Here is a 24,098-nt window from a genome sequence, read left to right on the forward strand (position 1 = left end):
ATGTCATTTAGAAGAAAAGAAGATTCACTTTATCAAATAAAATTTGATAATAACAATGAGTTTAAAAACTTTAACAAAATTGATTTTACTGCAAAAACGCCAGAAGAATTAAATGTGCTTTTCAGCGACTTATTGAATACAGAAATGCACGGAATTTGTTTTAGTATGTATCAAGACGGTCAGAAACCAGGCGACATGATTTCTGATGAACAAGTTCGCCGAAGAATGGAAATTATTGCACCTTACACCAAATGGGTGAGATCTTTTTCGTGTACCGAGGGCAATGAGTTTATTCCAATAATTGCTAAAGAATTCGGAATAAAAACATTAGTTGGTGCTTGGCTTGGAGATGATCCAGAAGTTAATAAAAATGAGATTGAAGGATTAATTAAACTTTCAAACGAAGGCTTTGTTGATATTGCAGCAGTGGGAAACGAGGTAATGTATCGTAAAGATTTAACTGAAGATGAACTCTTAAAATTTATCGACAGAGTAAAAAAAGCTATTCCAGATACAATTCCAGTCGGTTACGTAGATGCTTATTATGAATTTACTATAAAACCAAGAATTACTGAAGCTTGCGATGTAATATTAACCAATTGTTATCCATTCTGGGAAGGTTGCAATCTTGATTATTCGTTAGCACATATGAAAAGCATGTACCACCAAGCACTACAAGCTGGAAATGGCAAAAAAGTAATTATTACCGAAACGGGCTGGCCAAGTCAAGGCGAAAGTTTTAAAGATTCGCATCCGTCAAAACAAGGTGCTTTGCAATATTTTGTCAATACCCAACTATGGTCCAAAGAAGAAAATATTGATGTTTTTTATTTCTCGTCTTTTGACGAATCTTGGAAAGTTGGTGCCGAAGGGGAAGTCGGTGCATATTGGGGGATTTGGGATAAAAACGAAAAATTAAAATACAATAATGAACAGTTTTAAAGCGCTAAATTTAGAACCAGGTCGAGCAATTTGTTATTCTGGTTTTAGAGAAGGACAACAACCAGGTGGAATTTATCCAAGTTATAATGAAGTAAAAGAAGATTTGATATTGCTTCAAAATCACTGGAGATATTTGCGTTTGTATGATTGCGATGTTCATGCCGTAACAGTTCTAGAAGTAATTAAAAATGAAAAATTACCATTTCAAGTAATGCTTGGTGCTTATATTGTAGCCGAAATGAATAATTTTGGTTGCCCTTGGGGTGGTGGCGTTTACACCGAAGAACAACTTTATGAAAACCGATTAAAAAACGGAATTCAGATTAAAAAACTTATCAGCTTAGCCAATCAATATCCAACAATTATTTCAACGCTATCAGCAGGAAATGAAGCCTGTGTAGATTGGACAGATCATTATGTGTCAGTTGCTAGCGTTATTGAATATGTAAAATTAATTAAAAAAGAAACAAAGCAGCCTGTAACTTTTTGTGAAAATTATGTGCCCTGGTTAGGTAAATTAAAACCTTTAGCAGAAGAAGTCGATTTTATATCAATACACACCTATCCAGTTTGGGAATATAAAAATATCCACGAAGCATTAGAATATACAAAAGAGAACTATTTAACAGTTGCCAATATGTATCCTAATAAACCAGCTGTAATTACCGAAGCGGGTTGGGCAACAAATTCAAACGGACGCGGAATAGACGCACATAACGTAAGTGAAGAAAATCAAGAAATTTATTTCCAAGATTTAGTAAAATGGACAGATGCAGAAGGAATTTTAACATTTGTTTTTGAAGCTTTTGACGAATCTTGGAAAGGCTCATCAGAACCATTAGAGCCAGAAAAACATTGGGGACTTTTTAAAATAGACAGAACGCCAAAGCTAGTAATGGAAGGTAAATTAGTTTAAAAAGATAAAATAATTCCTTTAAATAGCAAGTAGTATTTATTTTAAAATCATTTCCAATGAAAAAAAAAAACCTATTCAAATTCTATTTTTATTTTACCTAATAAGTCAATTCTCTTTTACACAGATTGATGTTGTATATTCAACTTTAGTTTGGTCAGTTGAATTTAATATAAATGGAGCAATAGATTCCAATCAATGGTTTCATCAAAATCTGATCTTGCAAACAATTATCATATATATTCCCTAAATTGGTCATCAAATAGAATATCATTTTTACTCGATGGCATTATTTATTACACCTATAATCATATAATTAAAAACGCTAACACTTGCCCATTTGATACTGAACAATATATTTTACTTAATATTGCAATGAGTGGAATTGCAGGTTCATTACTGTCTAATTTTACGCAAAGGTACATGTTAATTGACTACGAGTATATCAAAATCCTTTAAGTTCAAATGAAAATAAATTAAGTGAATTTAATATTTTTCTGAATCCAACCAGTAATTTTATAAATATTTCTAGTATTAATATCATTGATAAAGTAGAAATATACAATATTATTGGTAATCTAGTCATGAAAACTAATGTAAATGTTAATAAAATAGATGTATCAAATTTTTCTAAAGGTATTTATTTGATAAGTGTTTATTCAGCATTAGAAAAAAGCTTAAAAAAAATAATAGTTAACTAATTAAAAAATAACAATTCCTTTTAAAATATCCATAGGTATTTATTTATTGTGTTAAATATGTTAAATTTTAAGGTAAATATTGCCTATATTAAATATTTTGTTAATTTTGGAAATAATTAATAATAAAACAAAAAGCTTATAACAAAGAAATACTTTTAAAAAAGAGAAAAAATCTCTTCAGATAAACCCAAAAATCTAAAAGTATTGTTATGGCTACTACTCAACTCCCAGACGCATTATTGGTACGAAGTTACATTGATGGTAACGAAAAATCCTTATCCATTTTAATTGAAAGACACAAATCAAAAATTTATGGTTTTATATATTCAAAAGTATTAGATAGAGATGCTTCCGACGATATTTTTCAAGATACTTTTATTAAAGTAATAAAAACACTTAAAGGAAATTCTTATAACGAAGAAGGCAAATTTTTGCCTTGGGTCATGCGAATTGCGCATAATTTGGTTATAGATTCCTTTAGGAAAAATAAAAAAATGCCTATGTTTCGTGAAACAGAAGAGTTTTCTATTTTTTCAATCATGAATGACAATACTCCAAATATTGAAAGCAGAATTATTACCCAACAAGTTGAAAACGATTTAATTAAACTTTTGAATGAGTTACCAAACGATCAAAAAGAAGTGGTCGAAATGCGCATCTATCAAGATTTGAGTTTCAAAGAAATTGCAGAACTAACTGGAGTGAGTATTAATACTGCTTTGGGACGAATGCGCTATGCATTGATGAACTTGAGACGCATTATAGAAAAAAATCAAATGATTTTGACTAATTAAACAATATTATATTTAAGGTTGCGTTATGTTAATAAATTAAATATTGATATGGCAAAAATTTACTCTAAAAAGAAAAATGCAACCCCAAAAATGTCGCCTAAAAAAGAAACAGTCAATTTTATATTGAACTATTCGAAAGCATTAAGAATAGAAAAGTTAGGTGATGTGGTTTACGAAACAGTTTTAAACTAAAAGCAAAACGCTCTATTTACAGAGCGTTTTTTTTGTAATATTCTTTTAAAACGGTTGGTCTGCCGATAGTTTTGGTTATAATATCTTTGTCCAAATTCCAACCTCGAGCTGGTGAATACTCGCGTCCATACCAAATGATTTGAAGGTGTAAATCATTCCAGATTTTTTCAGGAAAAATACGTTTGGCATCTTTTTCTGTCTGAATTACATTTTTGCCATTTGTCAAATTCCAACGATACATCAATCGGTGTATGTGTGTATCCACAGGAAATGCTGGTACACCAAATGCTTGACTCATAACTACACTGGCTGTTTTATGACCAACGGCTGGCATGGCTTCAAGTGCTTCGAAACTCTGAGGAACTTGACCATTGTGTAGCTCAATTATCATTTTTGACAATCCAAAAATCCCTTTAGATTTCATAGGAGAAAGTCCGCAAGGGCGAATTATTTCTTTAATTTCCTCTACCGACATTTTAACCATATCGTAAGGGTTATCTGCTTTTGCAAATAATAAAGGTGTAATTTGATTTACTCTCACATCTGTACATTGCGCCGAAAGTAAAACAGCAACTAGCAAAGTATATGGATCTTTGTGATCCAGCGGAATTGGAATAGTTGGATAAAATTCTTTTAACGTATTTATAACAAAAGTTACACGCTCTTTTTTGGTCATTTTTAATTAAATTTGAATTGTAAAAATACGATTTCAATTGCAATATCAAAAACCAATTTAAAATTACAAATAATTATGTGCCTAATCCCGCTTTCCGTTTCAACTCCTCGATTGGAAAACTATTTTTCTACACAATGCCACGAGCTTCCTTTGGTCGCTGTGGCTTTGCAAGAAAAATAAATTTTCCAATCTGTGGGGTTTCCACTTCAATCTGGGGCATATAATGTTTATGATTTGAAATAGTCTTAAGTTTTTAGTAATATGTGTTCAGTGTTCGGTAATCAGAGTTCAAAATTTAATATTCAAAATAAAAATTTCTAAAAATCCAACAATCTAATAATCTAACAATCCAATAATCTAATAATCAAAAAATGACAACATTAAAAAAAGGCGACAAAGCACCCAGTTTTTCAGCACTTGACCAAGATGGAAATTCGCACAAATTGGCTGATTATGCAGGTAAAAAATTGGTGATTTTCTTTTATCCAAAAGCAAATACACCAGGATGTACGGCAGAAGCTTGCGATTTGAGCAATAATTATGCTCGTTTTACTTCAAACAATTATGCAATTTTGGGTGTAAGCGCAGATTCTGCGAAAGCACAATTAAAATTTAAAGAAAAATTTGATTTCCCTTTTCCACTGTTGGCAGATGAAGACAAATCTGTTATTCAAGCTTTTGGAGTTTGGGGACCCAAAAAATTTATGGGTAAAGAATATGGTGGGATTCATAGAACTACATTCATCATTGATGAAAAAGGAATGATATCCGATGTAATTTCAGATGTAAAAACCAAAGACCACGCCAATCAAATATTGGGTTAATCTCATTTAATAAAAACAATTAAATAGTATATTCAAAATTCTATTTCCTTGTTTATTTAAGATTTAAAATCATTCCCACACCCATTTGATTTCCGTTATAAAATGGCGCAATCATTGTAGAGCGCACATTCTTTTTGGATTTGAAAATATGATTGTCTATATATGGAAAAATCCAATACGCAATTTTGGTGCTTAAAATGCCAATACCTGCTCCCGCCACTACGTCTGTAAACCAATGTCTGTCATTATAAATTCTAAACATTCCTGTACCAGTTGCGACCAAATATCCTGAAATTCCATACCAAATAGAAACATCTCTGTATTCTTGCCACAAAAATTCAGCTCCAGCAAATGCATTTGCAGTATGTCCAGATGGAAAAGAATTGAAAGAACTTTTATCAGGACGCTCTACTTTTGTTGTATTTTTCAATGTATAAACAGAACTTCCCATTAGTAAATAAGAGGTTGCTAAAATTATAGATCGGTCTTTAAAATTGTTTTTACCTTTAATACCACCGAAATTTAAAGCATAAACAGAAATGGCTGGTGCAAATTGTGAAAAATCATCAAGTGTAATTTTACTGTCTATGTTTTCATTTACTTCTTCTTTTATAATGGCATTGAATAATTTTAAATCATCACTTTCTAAACCAATTACTCCATAAGCAATAAGTGCCGAAGGAATAATGAGTTGTTTGTAATGAAATTTTAAATTTTCAACTTTGGTTGATGCAATGGTATCTTTTGGACTAAGTTGTTGTGCTAATAAATTATTTAATGGTAATAATGCCATTATTATCCATATTCTAAATATTGGTTTCATGTGCGGTTAAAATTATATTTGTAATGATAGAAAAACCCAAATAATTTATAAAATTAGAGTTAATTTTTTCGATTTTAGACTAGTCCGATAAATGCTCATAAGCACCCAAATCTGGATTGGAAGGTGAAGTTCTTAGTTTTCCATCGGCATCATTGGGAACCAAATAAAGAGTATTCCCTTTTGCTTTAGCGGGAGAATTTAAACCAATTCGCAAATTATTTTTGTCAATATTTCTAAATTGCGGATTATTTGAATTTGCATTATTACTCAAAATATTTGTTGCATTTCTTATTGGAGCATATGTAGCATTATTATCAAATACATTATTAATATCATTAAATCTAATCAGACAATTTTCGATATTAAAATCAAAAAGTGCTCCATTGTTTTTGTTTAATCCCAATTCAATATTATTGGAACCGTAAACAATACTATTGTAAAATTTAGCTTGCAAATCGGCAATAAAAACAGTTGTACCATCAAAAAAAGTATTATCCACCAAAACTGCAGGTGACTGTCTTGAACCGCCTTTCCAAAAATTCGCAAAAGTACAATGTTTGAATTGGTAATTGCCCCCAAGTATAGTTGCCAATGCATATTGACCTGCGTTATTAATAATTATATTTTCACCATTTAATCTGGCATTTCTAGATAAAATTCCAAAATTTGACGAATTGTATATTTGTGTATTTTTTATTTGCACGGTTGTAGCATCTTTCCCTTCAATTAAAATACCAACCGATGCATTTTTGATAGTCAAATTTGTAAATGAATTATTTGTGCTACCATTTGTTAAATAAATAGTTCCCCACTGACCAGGAACTTCCGAAAAATCAGGCTCTAGCCTATCGCCTTCAAAAATAACTTCCTTCTCCAATAATTTTGGATCTGTAGATGTTGTACCGTTTACTTGAATACTTCCAGTATTTGCCACAATTATTCCCGATGAATCATGAAAATGAACCCTTGCTCCAGGATTTATAACTAATGTTTTTCCGGGCGGAACGGCAGCATAACCATAAATTACATAGGGTTTTGCATTGGTAAAAACTAATTCATTGCCGTTTAAAGGATCATTATCACTAAGGAAAAAACCATAAATATTTTGTGGCGGATTGGATCCAATTTGTAAATTTTCGTAGGTGTAGCCGCCATTTTGTTTTGGATACCTTTCAGGATACAAAAAAACAGCATCTTGAATAAGTGTTACCAAATTTACTTTTTGCTCATAACTACTTCCACCATCAAATAATATTTCATCGGTGTACAACAAATCGGTAGGATTTGCATTGGCAATATCTGTCGTCGCTTCAATGAAAATATATAAACTATCGTTGGCTAAAATTTCTACATTACTAAAAAGTTTTCCATCGCCAAAACCATTATTATCCGAATCGACACCTGTTTTACCATCAACCAAAATTCTATATTTTGAATTATTGCCTTTTTTTAAACCAATACTTGGAATGTTAATATCATCGTTGGATTTGTTATAAACCTTTAACTGATAGGTGCTTGAACTAATATTTGAAAAAACCGTATCAAGATATACCGTTGTTTTTGAAAATTCTAGCTTACCACTATTTGGAATTGTATCAAAATCTTTTCGACAAGATACAAGTATTAAGAGCAAAGAGATTGTTATGATAAAGGAGTAACGCATGATCCAATTAATTTTTGATAAAAATAATAATAAAAACCTTTATGTTTTAAATTATTATTAAACTTAACGTTCAAAAATGATTTTTAGTTTACTTTTTTGTAGCTTTGAATTACAAAATTTAAAATATGTCTTTTGATAAAGAAGAAATGCTACGAATTTGCAACAAAATGTGTGAAAATACTTTAATGCAAACACTCCAAATAGAATATATTGATGCTGGACTCGATTATCTAGTAGCAAAAATGCCAGTAAACTCAAAAGTACATCAACCCATTGGATTATTGCATGGTGGTGCGACTGTTGCGCTTGCTGAAAGCGTTGGAAGTGCTGCTTCGGTAATGTTTATTGATAGAAATTTGCAAGAAATTCGTGGCATTGAAATTTCTGCAAATCATTTAAAGAGCAAAACAGATGGCGAAGTTTTTGCTACTGCAAAAATTATTCACAAAGGAAAATCTATCCATTTATGGGAAATAAGAATTGTGGATGAAAAAGACAATTTGATATCTATTTGTAAACTGACGAACATGGTTTTACCAGTTAATAAATAATTTCATGGAACTTATTTTAGAAAAAATGAAACAACACAAGAAGCAAAATTTGCCTTTTGTATTGTTTCGAAAACCCAACTCCAAAACTGTAGTTGGGATGTTTCAAGAAAATGACCATGTGTATTTTTCTAAAAATCTTCAAGAAAAAGGATTTGTTTTTGCTCCATTTGAAGATGGAAATACAGTTGTTTTCCCTATTGAACATTCTGAAATAAATTTTGGAACATTTAAACTAAAAAATAAAAAAGATTTAGTTTTAAAAGAATCAAAAATAAATGAGGAGGAAAAGTCCAAATTTATTTCATTAGTAAAAAAAGGTGTAGATGCAATATCAAATGGTGAATTTCTAAAAGTAGTTTTGTCAAGAATAGAGTCTGTTTCAATTAAGCATTTCAAAATACGTAAAATATTTAAAAAAATGCTTCAGCAATATCCAACAGCTTTTTGTTATTGTTGGTTTCATCCAAAAATTGGATTTTGGATGGGCGCAACACCCGAAACATTGTTGCAAGTGAAAGAAAATAAATTCACCACCATGTCATTGGCTGGAACACAACAATTTGAAGATAATTATTTGGTTTCTTGGCAGGAAAAAGAAACTAAAGAACAAGGTTTTGTGACACAATATATTATTGAGAATCTTAAAAATATAGCGGAAGAGATTACAGTTTCAAGTCCGTACACCACAAAAGCTGGGAATTTATTACATTTAAAAACAGATATTCAAGGCATTTTGAAACCAAATTTTAGTAGTAAAGATGTGGTAGCTATTTTGCATCCAACACCCGCAGTTTGTGGCTTGCCAAAAGAAATTGCAAAAAATTTTATCCTTGAAAATGAAACCTACGACAGGGAATTTTATACTGGATTTTTGGGCGAATTGAATCATGACTCTAGCAAAAATGAAACGGCAACAGATTTGTATGTAAATTTGCGTTGCATGAAAATTAATATTGTAAATAATTCTGAAATAACCACTGCTACATTATATATAGGTTGCGGCATAACCGACCAGAGTAATCCAGAAAATGAATGGGAGGAAACGGTGAATAAATCAAAAACAATGAAAAGTATTTTTTAATAAAGATTTAATTTTAATACATGAAACTAGACATACTCGCTTTTGGCGCACATCCAGATGATGTAGAATTGGGCTGTGGTGCCACGATTGCAAAAGAAATTTCACTTGGAAAATCTGTTGGCATTATCGATTTGACCAGAGGTGAATTGGGAACCCGAGGAACAGCAGAAACAAGAGATATTGAAGCTAGCAATGCATCCAAAATTTTGAAAGTTTCCGTTAGGGGAAATTTAGGATTTAGAGATGGGTTTTTTAAAAATAATGTAAAAAATCAGCTGGAAATAATTAAAATGTTAAGAAAGTACAAACCTGAAATTGTACTTTGCAATGCTATCGAAGACAGACATATTGACCATGGAAAAGGGAGCAAATTGGTTTCTGATGCCTGTTTCTTATCAGGATTAGTAAAAATTGAAACCAGTTTAAATGGCAAAATTCAAGAAGTTTGGCGCCCAAAATTGGTCTATCATTACATTCAATGGAAAAACATTGAACCCGATTTTGTGGTCGATGTTTCTGATTTTATGGAGATAAAAATGGAAGCCATAAAAGCATATCAAACTCAGTTTTATAATCCAAATTCAAAGGAGCCTGAATCGCCCATTACTTCCAAAAACTTTTTGGACAGTGTGCTGTACAGGGCGCAAGATTTAGGAAGATTGATTGGGTCAAATTATGGGGAAGGTTTTACTGTAGAAAGGTATTTGGCAGTCAATAGTTTAAATGATTTGAAATAATTTTTTTGTTTTTTTGTTTGCAGAAACCAACTTTTACAATATCTTTGCACTCGTTAAATAAATGGTGGTTGTAGCTCAGTTGGTTAGAGTATTGGTTTGTGGTGCCGAGGGTCGCCGGTTCGAACCCGGTCAGCCACCCTACATAACGCAAAGGTTTCGAAGTAATTCGGAACCTTTTTTTTGGTTATTATCCTACTCTAAATATTAAAATTTATTAGTATTAATTGCAACCTTTTAAAAATATTTCTAAATAAAATTTGTATTTTTAAATTTTATTTAAACATACAATACAATTTTTGAAAATGCAAGATATTGAATTGATCACTTCATTGCGTGAAGAACTTAACTTACACAACCACAACTATTATGTGCTGGACAATGCCACAATTTCTGATTATGAATTTGATCAGAAGTTAAAACAACTCCAGGATTTAGAGGCTAAATATCCTGAATATTTTGACGAAAACTCGCCTTCGCAACGTGTGGGCGGATCGATTACAAAAAATTTTAAAACAATAAAACATGAATACAGAATGTATTCTTTGGATAATTCGTATTCGAAAGAAGATTTGTTGGATTGGGAAAACAGAATCCAAAAAGTGTTGGGAAATGTGCCATTGGAATATACTTGTGAATTGAAATATGACGGTGCATCGATTTCTATAACTTACGAAAACGGAAAATTGACTCAGGCTCTTACCCGAGGCGATGGTTTTCAGGGTGATGATGTGACCAATAATATTAAAACTATAAAATCGATACCTTTAAAATTAAAAGGAAATTTTCCAGATAAATTTGATATTCGTGGTGAAATTATTTTGCCTTTTGCTGGTTTTGAAAAAATGAATCAAGACTTGATAGAAATTGGCGAAACTCCTTACTCCAACCCAAGAAATACGGCATCTGGAAGTTTAAAATTGCAAGATAGTGCAGAAGTTGCCAAACGACCATTGGATTGTTTGTTATATTTTTTGATTGGTAATAATTTACCTTTCAGTAACCAGTTTGAAGGTTTGGAAACTGCTAGAAATTGGGGTTTTAAAGCACCAATTGAAGCCAAACTGGCGAAAAACTTGGAGGAAGTTTTTGAATTTATAGATTATTGGAATACAAACCGCCATCATTTGCCTTACGAAACCGATGGTGTTGTTGTAAAAGTGAATAGTTTTCATTACCAAGAAGAATTGGGCTACACTTCAAAATCGCCACGTTGGGCTATGGCTTACAAGTTCAAGTCGGAGCAGGTTTCTACCAAATTAAATTCGATTTCCTACCAAGTGGGTCGAACTGGCGCGATTACGCCAGTAGCAAATTTGGAACCTGTTCAATTGGCAGGAACTATTGTAAAAAGAGCTTCTTTGCACAATGCTGATCAAATTGAAAAATTAGACATTAGAGTTCATGATGAAGTTTTTGTAGAAAAAGGTGGCGAGATAATTCCTAAAATAATTGCTGTCGATTTGAGCAAACGACCAGCAAATACTCAGCCAACTAAATACATAACAAATTGTCCAGAATGCAATACCCAGCTGGAACGCAAGGATGGAGAAGCCAACCATTATTGCCCGAATTTTTATGGTTGTCCGCCGCAAATTATAGGTCGAATTCAACATTATATTTCTAGAAAGGCCATGGATATTGAAGGTTTGGGCGGAGAAACAGTTGCTTTGTTATTCAATAATGGTTTGGTTCATAATTATGCAGATTTGTATGAACTTACAGTGGAACAAATTTTACCATTGGAAAGAATGGCAAAAAAATCGGCAGAAAATTTGGTGAATGGCGTTTTAGAATCCAAAAAAATACCTTTTGAAAATGTTTTATTTGCCCTCGGCATCCGTTTTGTAGGTGAAACTGTTGCCAAAAAACTAGCCAAACATTATAAAAATATAGATGCTTTGAGTGAAGCAACATTGGAAGAATTGATTTTGGTTGACGAAATTGGAGATAGAATTGCCAGAAGTGTTATTGAATTTTTTGAAAATGAAGAAAATAGAATAATCATCAATCGATTAAAATCGTTCGGCATTCAATTCGAAATAATTGAAAAAATAAATCCGAATGCAACAGACAAACTTTTGGGTAAAACCTTCGTAGTTTCAGGCGTTTTTGAAATATACACACGCGATGATTTGAAAATAGCTATCGAAAATAATGGTGGCAAAGTAGGAAGTTCCATTTCTTCAAAAACAGATTATGTTGTAGCAGGAGAAAATATGGGACCTGCAAAATTGGAGAAAGCAAACCAATTGAATATTCCAATTATTTCTGAAACCGATTTTCAAAACTTGATTTCAAATTAAATTTACTTGAAGTGAATATTAAGATTATACTTTTTACCTTATTAAATGTTGCGCTAATAATATATTTTGGGGCTTCCTATTTGTATGATGCAAAATATGTAATTTATACAAAACCAGCAATTATCCCAATTTTTATGTTGTATGCTTTTGCAAAAAATAGGGGAAAACTAAGTCAAAATTATTTCTTTTTTGTTGCTTTTTTTTATTTAGGAGAAACTTTTTTACTTCATCATGAGAGTCAACCTATTTTGTATGTTTTAGCATTGACTTTTTATTTTTTGAGCTACTTAACCGTTGCAATATTGGCTTTTCCGTATTTAAAAAATTTAAAGTTACTCAATTATGTAAAAACCAATACTATTTTCATTTTTATACTAATTTGTTGTTTTTTGGGTATAGTAATTTCAATTATATTTAAAAACATTTCAATAATTTATTTAAATTTAATCATTCTATTAAATGCCATTGCCGCTTTAATACTGATTATTACCGCATTAATTTATTTAAGAATTGAATTTACAAAAAAATCGATTTATTATTTTTTTGGAAGTTTTTCAATATTTTTCTCGGATACAATTTCAGCATTGATAGTTTATTTTTTAGATGATATTGTTTTAAATTTTACTGAAAGAATTTTGCATTTTTTAGGATTTTTCTTGATTTATCTATTCCAAGTACAAAACAGAGAAATTCAAGCTGACAATGACTTTGCGTAGGTTTTAAAATAAAATTGAATATATTGATAAGGATTTTATTTTTTGGTTAATATATTTATTATGGAATAAATGCAATTTAATTTTCAAGAATGCCAATTAATTAAAAAATATTATATATTTATTAAATGAAAGCAAGTTCACCAGCATTGATTTTATATATATTTTCTAGTATTTTTTACTTACTTTCTATTATTTTTGATTATTCTGATTTAATATTACTTTTCAAGCCAATAATAGCTTCCTCAATGCTATTTTATTATTTGCAAGAATGCAAAGGTAAAGTCAGTTTTTGGTATACTTTAATTCTAATTCTCTTATTTATAAGTGGAATTTTGAACACTTTTGAAGATGAACTGGTATTGGTTTACGTTATTATTGTCAATTTTTTTGTATACGGAATTTTATTAACAAATACTATTTTATCAATATTTAAATTAAAAATAAAACTTCTTGACGGAGTCAATGTAAGTTATGTAATTATAACATCTTTTTTTTTAATGACACTAGCGTATGTATCAATGTTTGTGGTATTTAATCCAACTTCAGATATTTATTATTTTATAGTTTTGTATTCTATTACATTGCTGTTTTTAGGAATATTCAATACTATAAAATTTATAGCAAATTATAGCAAAGCCAATGTTTATTTAATGATATCTACTTTTTGTTTTATTATTTGCGATTTATTTTACGCATTATATTATTACTATTATGATTTTATTTTTTTTAGATATATAAGCATTCTATGCAATGTAATTAACTTTTATTTTCTAGTTAGTTATTTTTTAGAGAAACCAAACAAACAATCACAATAAAACTAAATATTTATTTAATGAGAGATAGCATTCCAGCACTTATTTTATACACTATAGCAGTTATTATTGCTGTTCTAGGTATTGTTTTGGATAATGAAATATTACTTTTATTTTCAAAACCTGTTATAGTTCCAGCCATTTTTTTCTATTATGTGCAAACTACAAAAATATCTATTAATTGGTTTTTTACAATAGGATTGTTTTGCCATTTTTTGGACGATATTATATCATTACTAAATTTTGGAAATACTATTTACTTTGTAATAATTTTTAATGCTGTAAATTTTTTAATTTTATTATATTTCAGAATTAAAGATATTGAACCAAATTTTATCAATAGTAAAAGAAAAATTTATATTTTAATGGCAACATTAATCAATTCTTTCATACTATTTTTTGTGCTTAATTTAATAAATATTGAAAATGAAACATTAAATTTTAGCCTTTATATTTATGGATTTATTTTATGGGCTTTAGCTTCTTTATCTGCATTTCATTTTTATAGTTCCAACAGCTTGCGAAACACTTTTGCCGCATTAATGTGTGGTTGTTTTATAATTTCCAATGTATCTTATGCAGTATATAATTTCTATATAAATATTGAAATTTTTAAAATATTGAATTTAATTATGCAATCAGCATCTTATTTTTATATGGTGAAATACTTTACAAGCAAAAAAATATACCGTTCGGATATAGAATTTGATGATTAATCAGTGTATTTATAGTGAAAGTTTTAAAGTGATTTTATTACAAAATTTAAACAATAATACTTTTACCAGTTGTGGAAACATTTTTATTCGAGTCCAAATAAAAATCAATTCTGCCTAAATTTATACCAAAACATCCCACTTGGTTTATTAGAACTTCTTTGCCTTCACTATTTTTTTCGATAACTGGTTTATCAAGAAATGTATGTGTATGTCCGCCAATTATCAAATCAATATTTTTGGTTTTTTGAGCCAGCATAATATCCGAAGGTTTTTCTGGATTGTCTTTATATTTAAATCCCAAATGAGACAAACAAATAACTAGGTCGCATTTTTCATTTTCTTTTAATTTTTGAGATATATCCTGTGCCGCTTCAATTGGATTATTATAAACAGTTTCTTTGTAAAGTTTAGGATCTACCAGACCTTTTAGTTCTATTCCAAGTCCGAAAACGCCTATTTTGATTCCATCTTTTACAAAAATTTTATACGGTTTTACAAAACTATCTAAAACAGTATTTTTAAAATTATAATTTGCATTTACAAACTCAAATTTAGCATTTGGCATTTGAGCCAAAAGTCCATCAATACCATTGTCGAAATCATGATTTCCAATAGTGGCCAAATCATATTGCATCATGTTCATAAGTTTAAATTCAATTTCACCACCATAATAATTAAAATAGGGAGTTCCTTGAAAAATATCGCCAGCATCTAGCAACAGCACATTTGCAGATTCTTTTCTAATAGATTCAATAACAGAAGCACGACGAGCAACTCCACCCATATTTGCATTTCTCGGATGTGTAGCCGGAAACGGATCAATATGACTATGAACATCATTCGTATGCAAAATGGTTATTTTTTTTATTTCGCCCGATGCAAAACTACTCAAAGACAATCCTCCCAAAGTTAAAAATGTAGTACTAGCAGCTGTTTTCTGTATAAAATCTCTTCTTTTCATTTTAGTTTTCTTTAGCAATTTTTATTTCAGATGGTACTGCAATAGTATCAATATCCTTCAAATAATCGATTAAAATATTGCGCAATTTATAATTTAAGTCAAAAGATTGAACACCTTTTTTGAAGAAATCCATATTATCGCCACCATTCGATAAATAATCAGAAGTTACCACATAATAAATTCTATTAAGTTGTAAAACTTCATTTTTTACTTTAATGTTTTTTACCTTATTATCTTTATCTATAGTAAAAGTAAATCCTGCAATAGGGTGTGGCTTTTTTACAGTTACAATATGATTTGCAATTTCCTCAATTTGTTCTCCTTTTAAAGCAATGACAATGGCGGTATTTTCAAAAGGCATAATTTCAAAAGCAGTTCTTGTAGTTACATTTCCTTTTGGCAAAATGGCACGAATTCCACCATCGTTTAAAAGACAAATGTCAATGTTTTTTTGCTCTCTTTTCAAAAAAACAACATTTGCTTTTTGAAGTGTAAGATTGGCTAAAAAATCACCAATACTAGTTTGCCATTCTCCTTTACTTTTGTCCAAAGTTTCTGGCGCGTATGCCAAAACACTATCTAAATCTTTTTCAATATTTTTTCTAAAAGGAGCAATATAATTTTCAATGTCCTGATTTGAAGCAGCCTTATCGGAAATATTTATTTGTTTTCCTTCAATTTTTGTAACGTTATAATTTTTGGAACAACTTGTGAAAACTAATGACAACGTTAAAATTAAAACAAAAAGTTTTAAAACAAGAACGCACTTTTTTACATTTACCATACCAATTGAATCTTATTTGATTAAATTTGTTTTTTTTGATTAATATGTAAAAGTAATATGTTTCTAAAGTATATAAAAGAATTATCTGTAAAAAAATTATTAAAAAGTACACTCAAACATGCTAATTCAAATACATTTTCAACACCAATTAAGACTGTAGGTTTATTGATTGATGAGAGCTACTTTCAACAAAAAGAGCAACTTAAACAACTAATAATTCAAAATGGAATTAAAGAAAACAACATAAAAATTATTGTTTTTAAAGACAAAATAAAAAAGAATGACGCCTATCAAGAATTAACTTTCAGTAATAAAAACATGAATTGGAAGGGAGTTTTGAAGAAAGATTTTATAAATGATTTCATAAATACGCCATTTGATATGCTTATTAGTTATTATGATGTTGAAAAAGCACCACTCCTTATAATTACTCATAATTCACGAGCTAATTTTAAGGTTGGAATTTCAAAAATCGATACACGACTCAATAATTTAATGATCAATACAACAGTAGAAAATTATACCGTTTTTACCGAAGAATTATTTAAATATCTAAAAATTTTAAAAAAAATATAAAATGCAAGCATTTATTGGTACTGGAGTTGCACTGGTTACTCCTTTTAAAAAAGATTTCTCTGTAGATATTGAAGCCTTAAAAAAAATTGTCAATCATGTTATAGATGGTGGCGTAGAATATTTGGTGGTTTTAGGAACTACCGGAGAACCTGCAACATTGAATCAAGAGGAAAAAGAAATTGTAATTGAAACTATAATTGAAGCCAATAAAGGAAGGCTACCACTAGTTTTAGGCGTAGGAGGAAATAATACCCAGCAAGTTGTTGAAGAATTAAAAAGTAGAGATTTTTCGAAATTTTCAGCCATTCTTTCGGTTTCTCCTTATTATAACAAACCCACTCAAGAAGGAATATACCAGCATTTTAAAGCTATAGCGGAAGCAGCACCCATTCCAGTAATTTTATACAATGTACCAGGAAGAACCGCTAGCAATATGCTACCGGAAACCGTTATGAGACTGGCAAACGATTTTAAAAATTTAATAGGAATTAAAGAAGCGGCTGGCGATATTGTGCAAGCAATGAAATTGATTCAGCACAAACCGAAAGATTTCTTAATTATTTCTGGCGATGATATGATAGCATTGCCAATAGTTTTGGCTGGTGGATCTGGTGTAATATCTGTAATTGGAGAAGGCTATCCAAAAGAATTTTCTGAAATGATTCGTTTGGGACTAAATAAAAAAGTAGAAGAAGCCTACGTTTTACATTACAAAATAATGGAAAGTATTGACATGATTTTTGAACAAGGAAATCCAGCTGGCGTAAAAGAAATTTTTAAAACACTCAATCTATCCGAAAATACAGTACGTTTGCCATTGGTAACTGTAAATAGTGACTTGGCAAACAGATTGGAAATATTCACAAAAAATCTTTCTAAATAACATTCAAAATAAAATTTTGTAGATAAGAAATATTAACTAAATTTGCAATTCGGTTTGTAAGCAAGAAAAGCCAATAAAATCGACATTTCTAAAATAAATATGAATAAATTAATATATACATTCCTCATTTTTGCCCTTATTTCTTCGTGCAGTGAATACCAAAAAGCATTCAAATCTGAAGATGTTGCTACAAAATTTACTGTAGCCGAAAAATATTATAACAAAGGCAAATACGAAAAAGCCATTCGTTTGTTTGAACAGCTTGCCCCAGCTTACAGAGGCAAACCAGAAGCACAAAATATGTTTTACTTGTATTCTCAAGCATTGTACAAATCAGAACAATATTATTTAGCAGGTTATCAATTTGATAGTTTTACTGCTTTATACCCAAAAAGTGATAAAGTAGAAGAAGCCGCTTTTTTATCTGCAAAATCATACACACAACTTTCTCCAGAGTATTCTTTGGATCAAGTAGATACAGATAAAGCTATTGTAAAATTGCAAAGTTTCATAAATACTTATCCAAAATCTCAATATCTTGCTGAGGCAAATATTTTGGTTAAAGATTTGAGAGAAAAACTAGAAAAGAAAGCATTTGAAAATGCCAAACTTTACAATGATATTTCAGATTATAAAGCTGCTATAAAAGCTTTGGATAATTTTGTTGCAGAATATCCAGGTACTCCTTACAAAGAAAAAGCATTATATTATAAATTGAATTCTAGCTACCAATTAGCGATTAATAGCGTGCCAAGCAAAATGCAAGATCGTTTAAATGTAGCAAAAGGAGCTCATACTTCTTTAATAAAATTTAATGCAAACACAGAATTTAAAGAAATTGCCAATGATATGTTGGTAAGAATAGATAAAGATTTACAACAATTTTCTAAATAAAAAAAAGTCATGGATTTAAAAAAGACTACTGCTCCAGTAAACACAATTACTTACAATAAAAATGTAATTGAAGAACCAACTGGAAATGTTTATGAAGCGATTACCATAATGGCTAAAAGAGCAAATCAAATTAACGCTGAAATTAAAAAAGAGTTAATTGAAAAATTGGAAGAATTTGCAACTTATAACGATAGTTTAGAAGAAGTGTTCGAAAATAAAGAGCAAATAGAAGTATCTAAATTTTACGAAAAACTACCAAAAGCACACGCATTGGCTGTGGAAGAGTGGTTGGGCGATAAAATTTACTACAAATCTACATCAAAATAAAATAGCTAATGTCTGTTTTAAGCGGTAAAAAAATAGTGCTGGGTGTTTCTGGTGGAATTGCCGCTTATAAATCTGCATCATTGGTTAGACTTTTTATAAAAGCAGGAGCGCATGTCCAAGTGATAATGACTCCTGCTTCTAAGGATTTTGTAACGCCGCTTACGCTATCTACACTTTCCAAAAACCCAGTATATTCTAGTTTTTTTGATGAAGATGAGGAAAATGGAGTTTGGAATAATCATGTAGATTTGGCGCTTTGGGCAGATTATATCATTATTGCACCTGCAACTGCAAATACCATGTCAAAAATGGTCAATGGAAATTGCGATAATTTACTAATAGCCATTTACTTATCTGCAAAATGCCCAGTTTATATTGCTCCAGCTATGGATTTAGATATGTACAAACATCCTTCTACAATATCAAATTTTGAAGCTTTCGCCAAATATGGGAACATAATAATTCCAGCTGAAAGTGGCGAATTAGCAAGTGGACTTTCCGGCGAAGGCAGAATGGCAGAACCCGAAAATATTATTTCTTTTCTAGAAAAAGATATTGAAGGTAAACTTCCTTTAAGAGGCAAAAAAATATTAATCACGGCTGGTCCAACCTATGAAGCCATAGATCCAGTGAGATTTATAGGCAATCATTCTTCAGGGAAAATGGGTTTTGATATTGCTGAAGCAGCAGCGAATATGGGCGCAGAAGTAATTTTAGTTTCAGGCCCAACTCATTTAAAGGCAAAAAATCAATTAATAAAAATTGTTAGTGTTACCTCAGCAGAAGAAATGTATTTTGCTTGTCACGATTATTTTAGCAAATGTAATGTTGCCATTGCAGCAGCCGCGGTTGCAGATTATAAACCAAAAAATGTAGCCTTACAGAAAATAAAAAAGATAGAAAACACGTTTAATATTGAGTTAGAAAAAACCAAAGATATTTTAGCTTCTTTGGGAGAAATTAAAAAAAATCAATTTCTAATTGGGTTTGCGCTAGAAACTGAAAATGAAATTGAAAATGCAAAGCTTAAAATTCAGAAAAAAAACCTAGATTTGATAGTTCTTAATTCTTTAAATGATGAAGGTGCTGGTTTTGGAAAATCAACAAATAAAGTTACCTTTATTGATAAACATTTTAATATTGAGGCTCAAGATTTAAAATCTAAAGAAGATGTAGCCATAGACATTGTTAATAAAATTATTTCCTATTATGCGTAAACTTATTGTTTGGATTTTTCTTTTATTCTTTGGATTTTCAAACGCGCAAGAATTAAATTGTGTAGTAGAAATTAATTCCGATCAAGTTGGTGCAACCAATAAACAAATATTCGTAACACTTCAAAAATCTTTGACTGAATTTATAAACAATACAAAATGGTCGCAGCAGGTTTATAAACAAAATGAGAAAATTGAATGTTCCTTTTTCTTTACAATAACAACCTACAATTCAGATCAATTTTCAGGAACCCTACAAATACAAGCATCAAGACCAATATTTAATGCAACTTACATGTCTCCAATTTTAAATATCAACGACAAAGATATTAACTTTACATATACCGAATTTCAAAATTTATTTTTCGATATTAACTCATACGATTCAAATCTTATTTCTATTATTGCATTTTATGCCAATATGATTGTAGGTATTGATGGTGATACATTTTCATCTGAAGGTGGTTCAAAATCTTTAGAAAATGCTCAAAATATTGTCAATATTGCACAACAAGGTCAACAAAAAGGTTGGAGCGCAACAGACGGAAATCAAAACAGATTTTTTTTAATAAACGATATGTTATCGCCAAGTTTCTCTTCTTTTAGAAAAGCGATGTACGAATATCATTTTAAAGCAATGGACATAATGACTGAAAATCCTAAAGAAGCTAAAGAAAATATTAAATCATCATTAAAAACACTTCAAGAAATTACAAATCTTAGACCCAATGCCTACATCACTCGCGTATTTTTTGATGCAAAAGTAGAAGAAATTTTAAGTATATTTAGTGGAGGCCCAAAAGTTGATGTGGCTGACGTTATTGACAATCTGAATAGAATGTCACCCACAAATGCTTCAAAATGGGGACAAATTAGCTATTAACAGATCAATATGCTTACTTCGCTATCTATAAAAAATTTCGCATTAATTGAAAGGTTGGAAATAAATTTTTCTAATCAGTTCTCTATAATTACTGGTGAAACTGGTGCTGGAAAATCGATACTATTGGGTGCTTTGGGATTGGTTTTAGGAAAAAGAGCTGATTTAACTTCTCTAAAAAATGCAGCTGAAAAATGTATTATTGAAGCACAATTTCAAATTTCGAAATACAACCTACAAGATTTTTTTTCTGAAAATAATTTAGATTACGAAGATGTAACTATTATTCGTAGAGAAATTTTACCTTCTGGAAAATCTAGAGCATTTATAAATGACAGTCCCGTAAATTTAAATGAACTGCAAGAATTGAGTGAATTTTTATTGGATATTCATTCGCAAAATCAAACACAGGAACTTTCTAACGAAGCGTATCAGATTGAAATTATTGATGCTATTGCGAATCATCAAAATTTAATTACAGAATATAAGCAACAATTATCCAAATACAAATCATTAAAAAGTCAATTAAAAAAAATTGAATCAGAAAAAGAAGCTTTGTCAAAAGAGCATGATTATAATTCATTTTTATTACAAGAATTGCTATCTGCCAATTTAAAAGCAAATGAACAAGAAGAGTTGGAAGCCACTTTCGAGAAATTAAATAATGTAGAATTTATAAAAGAGGCATTAGATAAATCTTTAGCATTGACAAATGAAGAACAGATTGGTATAATTCAAAATTTAAAGGAAGTAAAAATTTCAATTCAGAAAATTGCAAATCTATCGCCAGAACTTAAAACTGTTTTTGAAAGAATTTCAAGTACATTAATAGAATTTGAAGATATAAATATTGAATTGTCTAAGCAAGTAGATAATTTGACAGATGATCCTGAAAAATTGGAATTAGTCAATCAAAAATTGCAAACAATTTATACACTTCAGAAAAAACATCATGTAGAAACTATTGAAGATTTGCTAATTATACAAAATAATTTAGATAATAAAGTAGTTTTGGCTGATGATTTAGAATCTAAAATTCAAAAATTAGACATTCAAATTCAAGAAAATGTTATTGTTTTGGACAATTTAGCATTAGATATTTCAAAAAACAGGAAAACATCTATTCCAGTTTTGATTAGTAAAATTAATGAATTTCTATCTGAATTGGGAATGCCAAATGCGCTGTTTCAATTTGATATTAAACAGGCCGAAAGCTATTTACCTAATGGAAAAGATGAAGTTGAATTGTTATTTTCAGCCAATAAAGGCACAAATTTTGGTCTACTTAAAAAAGTAGCTTCTGGTGGAGAAATGTCAAGAATTATGTTGGCGGTGAAAGCTATTTTGGCAGATTATTCCAAACTACCAACCATAATTTTTGACGAAATTGATACTGGAGTTTCAGGAGAAATTGCACATAAAATGGGCAATATTATGAAAAATATGAGCAAACAAATGCAAGTTTTTGCCATCACTCATTTGCCACAAATTGCAGCAAAAGGCGATAATCATTATAAAGTATTTAAATCAATACAAGGAGAAAGTACTATTTCTGAACTTAAATTACTATGCAAAGAAGAACGTATTCTTGAAATTGCAGAAATGCTATCAGGAAAAGATATTTCAGATTCTGCACTAAACCACGCAAAAGCATTATTAAATTAATTTTTTTATTACTTTTGAAAAACAAATAAACAAGTCAACAAAAACAACATAAAATGATTATAGAACCAAGAATGAGGGGATTTATTTGCACCACAGCGCACCCAGATGGTTGTGCGCAAAATGTAAAAAATCAAATTGAATATATAAAATCAAAAGGTAAAATTGATGGTTCAAAACGTGTTTTGGTGATTGGTGCTTCGACAGGTTTTGGATTGGCTTCTAGAATTACGAGTGCCTTTGGCTCAAACGCATCCACAATAGGCGTATTTTTTGAAAAACCTCCAACTGAAGGAAGAACAGCTTCTCCAGGTTGGTATAATTCTGCCGCTTTTGAAATGGAAACTGAAAAAGCAGGATTGTATGCAAAAAGCATCAATGGAGATGCATTTTCAAACGAAATAAAACAACAAACTATCAATTTGATCAAACAAGATTTAGGTCAAATAGATTTGGTTATTTACAGTTTGGCATCGCCAGTAAGAACACATCCTGTAACGGGAATTACACATCGTTCTGTTTTAAAACCAATTGGCGACACTTATACCAACAAAACAGTAGATTTTCACTCAGGAAAAGTTTCAGATATTTCAATTTCGCCAAGTGAAGGTGATGATATTGAGAATACTGTAATTGTTATGGGTGGTGAAGATTGGAAAATGTGGATAGATGCACTTAAAGAAAATAATTTACTTTCCGATGGTTTTACAACAGTTTCCTACTCTTACATAGGATCATCGTTAACCGAAGCTGTTTACAGAAAAGGAACCATAGGTCGAGCCAAAGATCATATGGAGGCTACAGCATTTGAAATTACAGATTCTATAAAAAATATACATGGCAAAGCATATGTTTCTGTAAACAAAGCTTTGGTAACACAAGCTAGTTCGGCTATTCCCGTTATTCCATTGTACATTTCATTATTGTACAAATTAATGAAAGAAGAAGGAACTCATGAAGGATGTATTGAACAAATTCAACGATTATATTCACAACGATTATTTACTGGAAAACAAATTCCTTTGGATGAAAAAGGAAGAATTCGGATTGACGATTGGGAATTGACAGATCATATTCAAGAAAAAATTTCCAAACTTTGGGCAAATGCTACAACAGAAAATTTATCCGAATTAGGAGATTTAGAAGGATACCGCAATGATTTTTATAATTTATTTGGATTTGGATTCAAAGGCGTAGATTATAAATTGGAAACCAATGAAATGATACATATTTCAAGCATAAATTAGATATTTTTCATAATATAAGGTAAACTCATGAATTTCATGGGTTTTTTTATACATTTTATCGATATTATTATATTTTGTTAACAATTTAATTGTATCTCGGTTTATTTACCACAATTTTAAATAAATCGTTATATTTGATAAAAAATGACAATTTTAAAATTTGCTGAACACTTTCCAGATGAAGAATCTTGTAAGTTGTATTATAAGAAAGTTAGAGAAAAACAAG

27 protein-coding genes and 1 tRNA gene are annotated in these 24,098 nt (G+C 30.2%); 23 read left to right on the forward strand and 5 right to left on the reverse strand.

Features of this window, described 5'->3' with window-relative positions:
* The 6 genes from RMN92_RS07800 to RMN92_RS07815 all read left to right on the forward strand — a co-directional run bounded on the left by RMN92_RS07800 (position 1) and on the right by RMN92_RS07815 (position 3,542).
* Complete coding sequence (locus tag RMN92_RS07800; RefSeq protein ID WP_309608906.1) at positions 1-942, forward strand: glycosyl hydrolase family 17 protein; 942 nt, start codon at positions 1-3, stop codon at positions 940-942.
* On the forward strand, positions 929-1,858 hold the full coding sequence (locus RMN92_RS07805) for a glycosyl hydrolase family 17 protein (RefSeq protein ID WP_309608907.1): 930 nt from the start codon (positions 929-931) through the stop codon (positions 1,856-1,858). The genes RMN92_RS07800 and RMN92_RS07805 overlap by 14 nt, the downstream gene beginning before the upstream one ends.
* 195 nt (positions 1,859-2,053) lie before the next feature.
* Positions 2,054-2,314, forward strand: coding sequence for a family 16 glycosylhydrolase (locus RMN92_RS14560; protein ID WP_395077321.1), 261 nt, complete (start codon positions 2,054-2,056; stop codon positions 2,312-2,314).
* Positions 2,315-2,352: 38 nt separating this feature from the next.
* Entirely contained in the window at positions 2,353-2,556 is a 204-nt protein-coding gene (locus RMN92_RS14565; protein ID WP_395077365.1) for a T9SS type A sorting domain-containing protein, read from the forward strand.
* 209 nt (positions 2,557-2,765) lie between these two features.
* A complete protein-coding gene (locus RMN92_RS07810; protein WP_309608908.1) occupies positions 2,766-3,350 on the forward strand; it encodes a sigma-70 family RNA polymerase sigma factor in 585 nt (194 codons plus the stop codon).
* A 48-nt stretch (positions 3,351-3,398) separates the two neighbouring features.
* Entirely contained in the window at positions 3,399-3,542 is a 144-nt protein-coding gene (locus tag RMN92_RS07815; protein WP_309608910.1) for a hypothetical protein, read from the forward strand.
* 16 nt (positions 3,543-3,558) lie between these two features.
* Here the strand turns inward: RMN92_RS07815 and nth are convergent, their stop codons facing one another.
* Positions 3,559-4,218, reverse strand: coding sequence for an endonuclease III (gene nth, locus RMN92_RS07820; protein ID WP_309608911.1), 660 nt, complete (start codon positions 4,216-4,218; stop codon positions 3,559-3,561).
* A gap of 371 nt (positions 4,219-4,589) precedes the next feature.
* Here nth and bcp point away from each other — a divergent pair, with 371 nt between their 5' ends.
* A complete protein-coding gene (gene bcp, locus RMN92_RS07825) occupies positions 4,590-5,042 on the forward strand; it encodes a thioredoxin-dependent thiol peroxidase (RefSeq protein ID WP_309608912.1) in 453 nt (150 codons plus the stop codon).
* Between the two features lie 52 nt (positions 5,043-5,094).
* On the opposite strand, the gene RMN92_RS07830 is transcribed toward bcp, so the two are convergent.
* Together RMN92_RS07830 and RMN92_RS07835 are read right to left on the reverse strand one after the other, a co-directional pair.
* Complete coding sequence (locus RMN92_RS07830) at positions 5,095-5,865, reverse strand: phosphatase PAP2 family protein (protein WP_309608914.1); 771 nt, start codon at positions 5,863-5,865, stop codon at positions 5,095-5,097.
* A gap of 79 nt (positions 5,866-5,944) precedes the next feature.
* Positions 5,945-7,498, reverse strand: a complete 1,554-nt coding sequence (locus RMN92_RS07835; protein ID WP_309608915.1) for a hypothetical protein — start codon at positions 7,496-7,498, stop codon at positions 5,945-5,947.
* A 155-nt stretch (positions 7,499-7,653) separates the two neighbouring features.
* On the opposite strand from RMN92_RS07835, the gene RMN92_RS07840 reads away from it, so the two are divergent.
* From RMN92_RS07840 to RMN92_RS07875, 8 genes are all read left to right on the forward strand, one after another.
* Positions 7,654-8,079: a PaaI family thioesterase gene (locus tag RMN92_RS07840; RefSeq protein WP_309608917.1), complete on the forward strand. Its 426-nt coding sequence runs from the start codon at positions 7,654-7,656 to the stop codon at positions 8,077-8,079.
* A 4-nt stretch (positions 8,080-8,083) separates the two neighbouring features.
* Complete coding sequence (locus RMN92_RS07845) at positions 8,084-9,160, forward strand: isochorismate synthase (RefSeq protein WP_309608918.1); 1,077 nt, start codon at positions 8,084-8,086, stop codon at positions 9,158-9,160.
* 20 nt (positions 9,161-9,180) lie between these two features.
* Entirely contained in the window at positions 9,181-9,897 is a 717-nt protein-coding gene (bshB1, locus tag RMN92_RS07850; protein ID WP_309608919.1) for a bacillithiol biosynthesis deacetylase BshB1, read from the forward strand.
* Positions 9,898-9,961: 64 nt separating this feature from the next.
* Positions 9,962-10,035 (forward strand) — tRNA-His (locus tag RMN92_RS07855).
* Between the two features lie 164 nt (positions 10,036-10,199).
* Positions 10,200-12,200, forward strand: a complete 2,001-nt coding sequence (gene ligA / locus RMN92_RS07860) for an NAD-dependent DNA ligase LigA (RefSeq protein ID WP_309608920.1) — start codon at positions 10,200-10,202, stop codon at positions 12,198-12,200.
* Positions 12,201-12,211: 11 nt separating this feature from the next.
* On the forward strand, positions 12,212-12,916 hold the full coding sequence (locus RMN92_RS07865; protein WP_309608922.1) for a hypothetical protein: 705 nt from the start codon (positions 12,212-12,214) through the stop codon (positions 12,914-12,916).
* Between the two features lie 125 nt (positions 12,917-13,041).
* Entirely contained in the window at positions 13,042-13,731 is a 690-nt protein-coding gene (locus tag RMN92_RS07870) for a hypothetical protein (protein ID WP_309608923.1), read from the forward strand.
* 17 nt (positions 13,732-13,748) lie between these two features.
* A complete protein-coding gene (locus RMN92_RS07875; RefSeq protein ID WP_309608924.1) occupies positions 13,749-14,444 on the forward strand; it encodes a hypothetical protein in 696 nt (231 codons plus the stop codon).
* A gap of 46 nt (positions 14,445-14,490) precedes the next feature.
* Here RMN92_RS07875 and RMN92_RS07880 read toward each other — a convergent pair whose 3' ends face one another.
* Both RMN92_RS07880 and RMN92_RS07885 read right to left on the reverse strand, forming a co-directional pair.
* Positions 14,491-15,405: a metallophosphatase gene (locus RMN92_RS07880; protein WP_309608925.1), complete on the reverse strand. Its 915-nt coding sequence runs from the start codon at positions 15,403-15,405 to the stop codon at positions 14,491-14,493.
* A gap of 1 nt (position 15,406) precedes the next feature.
* Positions 15,407-16,132: a 5'-nucleotidase gene (locus RMN92_RS07885; RefSeq protein WP_309608926.1), complete on the reverse strand. Its 726-nt coding sequence runs from the start codon at positions 16,130-16,132 to the stop codon at positions 15,407-15,409.
* A gap of 114 nt (positions 16,133-16,246) precedes the next feature.
* On the opposite strand from RMN92_RS07885, the gene RMN92_RS07890 reads away from it, so the two are divergent.
* The 8 genes from RMN92_RS07890 to fabV all read left to right on the forward strand — a co-directional run bounded on the left by RMN92_RS07890 (position 16,247) and on the right by fabV (position 23,872).
* On the forward strand, positions 16,247-16,765 hold the full coding sequence (locus tag RMN92_RS07890) for a DUF6913 domain-containing protein (RefSeq protein WP_309608927.1): 519 nt from the start codon (positions 16,247-16,249) through the stop codon (positions 16,763-16,765).
* Between the two features lies 1 nt (position 16,766).
* Positions 16,767-17,648, forward strand: coding sequence for a 4-hydroxy-tetrahydrodipicolinate synthase (dapA, locus tag RMN92_RS07895; RefSeq protein ID WP_309608928.1), 882 nt, complete (start codon positions 16,767-16,769; stop codon positions 17,646-17,648).
* A 99-nt stretch (positions 17,649-17,747) separates the two neighbouring features.
* A complete protein-coding gene (locus tag RMN92_RS07900; RefSeq protein WP_309608929.1) occupies positions 17,748-18,542 on the forward strand; it encodes an outer membrane protein assembly factor BamD in 795 nt (264 codons plus the stop codon).
* Between the two features lie 9 nt (positions 18,543-18,551).
* Entirely contained in the window at positions 18,552-18,869 is a 318-nt protein-coding gene (locus tag RMN92_RS07905) for a DNA-directed RNA polymerase subunit omega (RefSeq protein WP_309608930.1), read from the forward strand.
* An 8-nt stretch (positions 18,870-18,877) separates the two neighbouring features.
* Complete coding sequence (gene coaBC, locus RMN92_RS07910) at positions 18,878-20,086, forward strand: bifunctional phosphopantothenoylcysteine decarboxylase/phosphopantothenate--cysteine ligase CoaBC (RefSeq protein ID WP_309608931.1); 1,209 nt, start codon at positions 18,878-18,880, stop codon at positions 20,084-20,086.
* Positions 20,079-20,966 (forward strand): DUF4835 family protein, encoded by an 888-nt coding sequence (locus RMN92_RS07915; protein WP_309608932.1) that lies wholly within the window; start codon positions 20,079-20,081, stop codon positions 20,964-20,966. Before coaBC ends, RMN92_RS07915 begins: the two co-directional genes overlap by 8 nt.
* Positions 20,967-20,975: 9 nt before the next feature.
* Positions 20,976-22,628: a DNA repair protein RecN gene (gene recN, locus RMN92_RS07920; protein WP_309608933.1), complete on the forward strand. Its 1,653-nt coding sequence runs from the start codon at positions 20,976-20,978 to the stop codon at positions 22,626-22,628.
* 53 nt (positions 22,629-22,681) lie between these two features.
* Positions 22,682-23,872, forward strand: coding sequence for an enoyl-ACP reductase FabV (gene fabV / locus RMN92_RS07925; protein ID WP_309608934.1), 1,191 nt, complete (start codon positions 22,682-22,684; stop codon positions 23,870-23,872).
* The last annotated feature ends 226 nt before the right edge of the window (positions 23,873-24,098 follow it).

Source organism: Flavobacterium sp. (assembly GCF_031363805.1).
Taxonomy (GTDB): domain Bacteria; phylum Bacteroidota; class Bacteroidia; order Flavobacteriales; family Flavobacteriaceae; genus Flavobacterium.